Source organism: Sandarakinorhabdus sp., assembly GCF_032115815.1.
GTDB lineage: Bacteria > Pseudomonadota > Alphaproteobacteria > Sphingomonadales > Sphingomonadaceae > Sandarakinorhabdus.
Window position 1 is genome coordinate 13003 of the sequence record NZ_JAUMBI010000097.1, and the last position, 7363, is coordinate 20365.

Annotated in this window: 9 protein-coding genes; 3 read left to right on the forward strand and 6 right to left on the reverse strand. The window is 65.3% G+C overall.

The features are described from left to right. From RT662_RS05995 to hisI, 5 genes are all read right to left on the reverse strand, one after another. A partial coding sequence (locus tag RT662_RS05995; protein ID WP_313669802.1) for an acyl-CoA dehydrogenase family protein occupies positions 1–728 on the reverse strand: 728 nt, incomplete at its 3' end. Between the two features lie 4 nt (positions 729–732). Continuing rightward, positions 733–1197: a MerR family DNA-binding transcriptional regulator gene (locus tag RT662_RS06000; RefSeq protein WP_313669796.1), complete on the reverse strand. Its 465-nt coding sequence runs from the start codon at positions 1195–1197 to the stop codon at positions 733–735. A gap of 557 nt (positions 1198–1754) precedes the next feature. Further along, the gene (locus RT662_RS06005) at positions 1755–2363 is read right to left on the reverse strand and encodes an NAD-dependent dehydratase (RefSeq protein ID WP_313669797.1); all 609 of its coding nucleotides are present in this window, start codon (positions 2361–2363) and stop codon (positions 1755–1757) included. Beyond that, complete coding sequence (locus tag RT662_RS06010; RefSeq protein WP_313669798.1) at positions 2360–3565, reverse strand: cytochrome P450; 1206 nt, start codon at positions 3563–3565, stop codon at positions 2360–2362. The genes RT662_RS06005 and RT662_RS06010 overlap by 4 nt, the downstream gene beginning before the upstream one ends. Beyond that, a complete protein-coding gene (gene hisI, locus RT662_RS06015) occupies positions 3562–3933 on the reverse strand; it encodes a phosphoribosyl-AMP cyclohydrolase (RefSeq protein WP_303780168.1) in 372 nt (123 codons plus the stop codon). The genes RT662_RS06010 and hisI overlap by 4 nt, the downstream gene beginning before the upstream one ends. Positions 3934–4032: 99 nt before the next feature. On the opposite strand from hisI, the gene purF reads away from it, so the two are divergent. Both purF and RT662_RS06025 read left to right on the forward strand, forming a co-directional pair. Next, positions 4033–5490: an amidophosphoribosyltransferase gene (purF, locus tag RT662_RS06020; protein WP_313669803.1), complete on the forward strand. Its 1458-nt coding sequence runs from the start codon at positions 4033–4035 to the stop codon at positions 5488–5490. Between the two features lie 31 nt (positions 5491–5521). Next, positions 5522–6193: an SDR family NAD(P)-dependent oxidoreductase gene (locus tag RT662_RS06025; protein ID WP_313669799.1), complete on the forward strand. Its 672-nt coding sequence runs from the start codon at positions 5522–5524 to the stop codon at positions 6191–6193. A gap of 4 nt (positions 6194–6197) precedes the next feature. Here the strand turns inward: RT662_RS06025 and def are convergent, their stop codons facing one another. Next, positions 6198–6755, reverse strand: coding sequence for a peptide deformylase (gene def / locus RT662_RS06030; RefSeq protein ID WP_313669800.1), 558 nt, complete (start codon positions 6753–6755; stop codon positions 6198–6200). Positions 6756–6891: 136 nt separating this feature from the next. Between def and RT662_RS06035 the strand changes: the two genes are divergently transcribed. Beyond that, positions 6892–7363: SDR family NAD(P)-dependent oxidoreductase (locus RT662_RS06035; RefSeq protein ID WP_313669801.1), on the forward strand; the 472-nt coding region annotated here is incomplete at its 3' end.

Below are 7363 nucleotides of genomic sequence, written 5' to 3' on the forward strand. Positions count from 1 at the left end.
AGCGAGCCATCGTCGTTCACGATGAATTTGGGCACGATGAACAGGCTGATGCCCTTCACACTGTCCGGCGCGCCCGGCGTCTTGGCCAGCACGAGGTGGATGATGTTGTCCGACAGGTCATGCTCGCCGGCCGAAATGAAGATCTTGGTGCCGGTGATCGACCAGCTGCCATCGGCATTGGGTTCGGCGCGGGTGCGGATAAGGCCCAGATCAGTCCCGCACTGCGGCTCGGTCAGGTTCATGGTGCCGGTCCAGCGGCCCTGCACCATGTTGGGCAGCCACTTGGCCTTCTGCTCGGGCGAGCCCACCACCTCGATCGCCGCCTGCGCGCCTTCCGACAGGCCGGGATACATGCCGAACGCCATGTTGGACGCGGCGATGAATTCCTGCATCACCGCGCCGATGGTATAGGGCAGGCCCTGGCCGCCATGATGTTCGTCGGCAATCAGGCCGCCCCAGCCGCCGTCGCAGAACTGCTTGTAGGCCGCGCGAAAGCCATCCGGCGCGGTCACGCTGCCATCGGGATGGCGAGTGCAGCCCTGGCGGTCACCCGGAAGATTGAGCGGCGCCAGCACTTCGCCGCAGAATTTGCCGCCCTCGTTCAGCACGGCCTCGATCAGATCCGGCGAAACCGCCTCGAAGCCGGGCACATGGGACTGGTTGTAGAGGCCGGCCACGGCCTCCAGCACGAACAGCGTGTCTTTCACCGGGGCGCGATAGGTGGGCATGGAATCAGGCTTTCATCGATTGTTCGACGATGTCGCAAAATTGTTGCAGCTCGGAGATGGTGGCGTCGATATCGGCGCGCTGCTCTTCCAGCAGGGCGACACGCGCGCGGCACTTTTCCAGCGTTACTCGCTTCTGCGTCAGCCGGTGATCGCCCACGTCATACAGGTCGATCATCTCGCGGATTTCGGCGAGGCTGAAGCCGACATTCTTGGCGCGCAGGATCCACGCCAGCCGGGCACGGTCGCGGCGGCTGTAGATGCGGTTCTGGCCCTGCCGTTCCGGCGTGATCAGGCCCTGATCTTCATAAAAACGGATGGCGCGCGGCGTGATGTTGAAGGCCAGCGCCAATTCGGTGATCGAAAAATGGCTGGCATCACCGGCGGCCGGCGGCGCGGGCGCGGTGGCAAAGGCATGCAGCAGGGCTGCTGCCGACTCATCAGTGCGGGGCGCCTCAGCCGGATTGCTCATGCCAAGAGGGGGTAGTTTACGTTTACGTTAAGGTCAAGCTGGCGATGGCCCTACTCGGGCGGATGAGCGTCTCTGCTCTTGGGCCGCCAGAGCCACAAGCTGCAGGCGGTTGCAGCCCCAGCGATAAAGCCAAGAACGGCTAGTCCCAGCCCCGTCCACGTTTCCCCACCGAGGGCAAGCGTAGCCACCAATGGGATGATGCCGCCGGCGGCGGCGCCAATGACAAGATAATTGCCCAGCGTCTCGGCATTTCGCCTCCTCAAGATTGTTGCAACTGGCAAGCCGATGAGCACGCTGGCTGGGAGGACAACAACGGCGGAAAGCGCAAGTGAGACAGCAGCGATATAAAAAGCCGTTCTAAGATCCGACGCCGACGCCGTAAGCACACCTGAGAATGCGGCCATTAGCGCGATCGACAATGGGCTGAGGGCACCGGCCAGCGTACCGACCAACACAGATTTCGTGAACCGCCGCATGGCCGAATGTTCAACGAACACGCATCAGGCTGCAAGCTCATCATGGTGTCGCAATTGGTCGCGGTATGGCGGAAGCAGGCGTTACAAAGATCTCGCCAAGCTGCTGAGGCTGCGATTTGTGTGCCGGAAGACTCCTGGCTCGCTCTGGTTGGCCAACGCCAGGATAGCCTTGGCAACCGCCTCTGCGGGCAGGCTGCCCATGGCGCGCGGCAGGGCGAGGTCCATCACCGGAGCGGCCCATTGCAGGAAGCGCTCCACCGGCCGACGTTCGGCGCGCGGACCGATAAGGAGGCCGGGCTGGAGGATGTCGAGGCGGGTGAAACCCATCCCGGCCAGCGCTGCCTCCACTTCGCCCTTGGTGCGCGGGTAGAGCAGGCTGGCCTTGGAGTTGGCGCCGACGCTGCTGACCAGAATGAAGTGCGTCACCCCCGCCGCTTTCGCGGCGCGGGCGAAGGCCAGTACGGCGTCATGATCGACGGCCCGGAAGGCGGCAGCGCTGCCTGCCTTGGCCCGCGTGGTGCCGAGCGCGCAGACGGCGACCTGCGCTTCCGGCAGCGGTGGCAGATCGTCGAAATCGGCGACCACGCCGGGCCGGCCGATGGGGCGGCGGGTGATGGGGATGGCGTCGGGGCACAGGCCCAGCACAAGGCCACCGACGAGGCCGGACGCGCCGGCCAGCAACATCCTCACGGGCGAACCCAGAGTTGCTGCACACCGTTGAACGCCGCCGAGATGTTGCGCTCGATGGGATCGCCGGTGAGCGCCAGGCCGGGGAAGCGGGCGAACAGGCGGGTCAGCGCGATTTCGGCTTCGGCGCGGGCGAGGGGCGCGCCGAGGCAGAAGTGCACACCGCCGCCAAAGGCGAAGTGCGTCTTGTCGGCCCGGTCGATGTCGAACGTGAGCGGGTCGGCGTGCAGCGCCGGGTCCTGCCCGGCGGCCATCAGGAACGTCGTCACCGCTTCGCCCGCGCGCACCGGGCAGCCGCCAATCTCGCGCGGGGCCAAGGGAATGCGCAAGCTCTGCACCACTGGCGGGTCGAGCCGCAGCGTTTCCTCGATGGCGTCGGCGATGCGCGCCGGGTTGGCCTGCACCTTGGCCAGTTGATCGGGATGGCGCAGCAGGGCGAGCACGCAATTGCCGATGAGGTCGGTGGTGGTGAGGTTCCCGGCCAGCAGCAGCAGGTTGCACATGGTGACGATTTCTTCGGTGGTCAGCCGGTCGCCGCCCTCCTCCACCGCCACCAGCGCGCTGATCAGATCATCACGCGGGGCAGCGCGCCGTTCGGCGATGGCGCGTTCGAAATAGGCCGACAGTTCATCGGCATTGGCCTTCAGCGCCGCGAGGAACTCCGGAGAACGAATGGGCGAGAACACATTTGCCAGCGCCTTTGACCAGCGCTGGAAATCGCCCACGTCCGCCGCGTCCACGCCCAACATGGTGGCGATGACGATGATGGGCAGCGGCGAGGAAAACTCCTCGATGATGTCGAACCTGTCCTTGCCGGCCACCGCGTCGAGCAGGGCGTCGGCCACCTCCACCACCTTCGGCTTCACCGCTTCGATGGCGCGGGCGTTGAAGGCGTGGGTGACCAGCCGGCGCAGGCGGGCATGATCGGGATCGTCGAGGACCAGCATCGATCGCGGGGCCTCGCGATCCTGCATCGTGGCGAGCCGCTGCACGATCGTATCGGGCGCAGCGTTGCGCTGATCGACCGACAAGCTGCGATCCTTCAGCACGGCGGCCACATCGGCCGCGCGGGTTAGCAGCACGCGGCCCAGCACCTTGTCGTCATGCACCGGATCGGCGGCGCGCAGCGCGTCGAAGCGTTCGTGCGGGCGGTTGCGGAACACCTCGTCGAACACGGTCATCTCAAGGCCGGTTGGCAGCGTCATTCACCGTCTCCGATCATCACCAGCCGGCCACCATCGAGCCGGCGGTAGAAGCAATCCTGGCGGCCGGTGTGGCAGGCCGGGCCGGCCGGCTCAACCCGCAACAGCAGGCAATCCTGGTCGCAATCCACCCTTATTTCCACCACGCGCTGGATGGCCCCCGACGTGGCCCCCTTGTGCCACAATTCCCGCCGGCTGCGACTCCAGTAATGCGCCTCGCCGGTGGCCAGCGTCGCCGCCAGCGCATCGGCATTCATGTGCGCCACCATCAGTACCGCGCCGCTGGCCGCATCCACCGCCACAGCGGTGAGCAGGTCATCGGCGCCCCACTTGGGCCGGAACTCCAGCGTTTCATCCACGGCTTGGCTCATATGTGACACTTTCATCACAAGACAGGTGCAGACAAAGCGGACTGCCCACCCTATATGGCCCGGCATCTGCCGAATGACAAAGGCCACCACATGGACAAGATGCTCACCACCGATCCGTGGGAAGACGATCATCTCCACGAGGAATGCGGCGTGTTTGCGGTTTATGGCGCCGAGGGCGCTGCCGCGCTGGTGGCACTTGGCCTGCATGCCCTGCAGCACCGCGGCCAGGAAGCCGCTGGCATCACCACGTTCGATGGCAAGGAATTCCACACCCACCGCGCCATGGGGCATGTGGCGGGCAATTTCGACAATGATTCGGTGATCAACAAGCTGAAGGGCGAGATCGCCATCGGCCACAATCGCTATTCCACCACGGGCGAAACCGCGCTCAGGAACGTGCAGCCGCTGTTTGCCGAGCTGGCCTCGGGCGGCTTTGCGGTGGCGCACAACGGCAATATCTCCAACGCCACCACCTTGCGCCGCGAACTGGTGCGGCGCGGATCGATCTTCCAATCGACCAGCGATACCGAGGTGATCATCCACCTCGTCGCCACGTCGTCGTACCGGACGCTGCTCGATCGCTTCATCGATGCGCTGAAGCGGGTGGAAGGGGCCTACAGCCTGATCTGCCTCACCGCCGAAGGCATGCTCGCCTGCCGCGATCCCTTGGGCATCAGGCCGCTGGTGCTGGGCCGGCTGGGCGATAGCTACATCCTCGCCTCCGAAACCGTTGGCCTCGACATGGTGGGCGCGACCTTCCTGCGCTCGGTGGAGCCGGGCGAACTGATCATCATCACCGGGCGCGGCCTGCGTTCGCTGCGGCCGTTCGCGCCGGTGCGGGCACGGCCGTGCATCTTTGAACATGTCTATTTCAGCCGCCCCGATTCGATGGCGGATGGCAGCAGCGTCTATGAAGTGCGCAAGCGCATCGGCGCCGAACTCGCCCGCGAGAATCCGGTGGATGCCGACATGGTGGTGCCGGTGCCAGACAGCGGCGTGCCGGGCGCCATCGGTTACGCGCAGGAAAGCGGCATCCCGTTCGAACTGGGCATCATCCGCAGCCATTATATCGGCCGGACGTTCATTCAGCCCGGTGACCAGATCCGCAACCTGGGCGTCAAGCTGAAGCACAATGCCAATCGCGCGCTGATCGCCGGCAAGCGCATCGTGCTGATCGACGATTCGATCGTGCGCGGCACCACGTCGGTCAAGATCGTGCAGATGCTACGCGAAGCCGGCGCGGAGGAAGTGCATATGCGCATTGCCAGCCCGCCGACGCGGCACAGCTGTTTCTATGGCGTCGACACGCCGGAACGATCCAAGCTGCTGGCAGCGCAAATGGATGTCGAGCGGATGCGCGATTACATCAAGGTGGACAGCCTGTCGTTCCTCTCCATCGACGGCCTCTATCGCGCCGTGGGCGAACCCGCCCGCGACGAGCACGCGCCGCAATATTGCGATGCCTGCTTTACCGGCGATTATCCGACCCGCCTGACCGACCAGGAAGAAGTTGAAGTGCCGGACCAGCTGAGCCTGCTGGCTGAACGGGTGATTTGACCCCTACGCCCCACCCGCCTAAGGCCGCCGCATGACCGACATCACGACCAAGAAACTCGCCCTCGTGACGGGTGCCAGCCGCGGCATTGGCGCGGCCACCGCCGAAATGCTGGCCCGCGAAGGCTGGCACGTGATCATCACCGGCCGCACCGAAGCCGGGCTGGCCGAGCTGGACGACCGCATCCACAAGGCTGGCGGCACCGCCACGATCGCGCCGTTTGACCTGACCGACAGCGACGCCATCGACCGGCTGGGCAATGCCATCGGCGCGCGCTGGGGCCGGCTGGATGCGCTGATCCTCAATGCCGCGCAACTGGGCACGCTGGCGCCGGTGCCGCATCTTGATCTGAAGGAATGGGACAAGCTGATCGCGCTCAACCTCACCGCCAACATGCGGCTGATCCGGGCGCTTGATCCCTGGCTGCGCCAATCGGCGGCCGGCCATGTCGTGGCGGTCACTTCGTCGGTGGCCGCCAGCCCACGCGCCTATTGGGGCGGCTATGCCGCGACCAAGGCGGCGCTGGAGAATCTGGTGAGCACCTATGGGGAAGAGGTGAAGAATGTTTCCCCGATCCGCACGCACATCGTGGATCCCGGCGCCACCCGCACGGTGATGCGCGCGCGCGCCTATCCGGGGGAAGACCCTGCCAAGCTGAAACCGCCAGAAGATGCGGCGCGGCTGATTCTCGACCGGCTGGGCTGAACGGTCAGGCCGCCCGGCCGCTCCGGCGCAGCTTTTCAAGCTTCTTCAGCAGCATGTCGCGCTTCAGCTTGCTGAGGTGATCGATGAACAGCACGCCGTTCAGATGGTCCATCTCGTGCTGCAGGCAGGTGGCGAGCAGGCCGTCCAGCTTCTCGTCGTGGGCCTTGCCCTGCTCGTCGAGCCATTTGACCTGGATTTCGGCCGGGCGCTGCACATCGGCATACATTTCCGGCACCGACAGGCAGCCTTCCTGGTAGACCGACAGCTCGTCGGATTCCCAAATGATCTCCGGGTTGATGAACACGCGCGGTTCCTTCACCCGCACGATCTTGTCGGGATCGGCGTCTTCCGGCGTGTCATCGGCTTCGCGCTGCAGATCGATCACCAGGATGCGTTCGGCCACGCCCACCTGGATGGCGGCCAGGCCGATGCCGGGCGCATCATACATGGTCTCGAACATGTCGGCGATCAGCGTGCGGTGCGCGTCGGTGACGGTTTCCACGGGAGCGCTGATCTGCTTCAGCCGCGCGTCGGGCGTTTCGATGATGGGGAGGATGGCCATGGCCGGGAGGTATGGTGCCGGCGGCAGGGCGTCAAGGGCTGCGGCAATTCACGGGCACACCCATGAGTCACAGCTTTTCAGCCGGGCTGGTCACGGGCAAGGTGGTGCTGACCACGAAAACCAAGGGGAAGACGACATGAACCGAATGGCAGGCAAGGTGGCACTGATCACTGGCGCAGCGCAGGGCCTGGGCGAGGCGATGGCGCGGCGCATGGTGGAAGAAGGCGCCCGCGTGGTGCTGACCGACATCAACGAAGCCGGCGTGAAGGCCGTGGCGGCCAGCATCGGTGATGCCGCGGTGGCCTGCCGCCATGATGTGACCAGCCCGGATGACTGGGCCGCTGCTGTTGCCTTTGCCGAGGAAAAGTTCGGCGGATTCCACGTGCTGGTCAACAATGCCGGCATCGCGGGCGGATCGACGGTAGAGGCCACCGATTTCGACACCTGGAAGCGTGTGCACAGCATCGATCTGGACAGCGTGTTTCTGGGCTGCAAGCTGTCGCTGCCCACCATGGCCCGGACCGTGCGCGAAACCAATGTGCGCGGCAGCATCATCAATCTTTCCAGCATCGCCGGCGTGATCGCGGCCCACAACAGCGCCGCCTACA